This is a genomic window from Gemmiger formicilis, from assembly GCF_016901605.1.
GTDB classification, from domain to species: domain Bacteria; phylum Bacillota; class Clostridia; order Oscillospirales; family Ruminococcaceae; genus Gemmiger; species Gemmiger formicilis_B.
Map to the genome: position 1 here is coordinate 1 of NZ_JACJKP010000704.1, position 233 is coordinate 233.

Consider the following 233-nt stretch of genomic DNA (forward strand, 5'->3'; position numbering starts at 1 on the left):
AGCTTCTGCACCGTTTCCTCGTCGGCCACCGGGCGCTCTTTGCGCACGCCTTTAGGTTTGTACACCCGCCAGGCCGGGTTATGGGTCAGATAGCCTTCCTCCACGGCACCGGACAAGATGCTGCACAGTGTGTTGTGCAGTCCCTCCACCGACCGTTCCGAGAGCGTTTGGCCATCCGTCAGTTTAGGCTCTGAGCGCATGGCTTCGTAGAAGGCACGGATGGTTTCCTTGCG

At 60.1% G+C, this 233-nt stretch carries 1 pseudogene; it reads right to left on the minus strand.

The features are described 5' to 3' along the window. Positions 1–233 (minus strand): annotated as a pseudogene (locus H6B10_RS16545) (tyrosine-type recombinase/integrase); the annotation flags it as partial.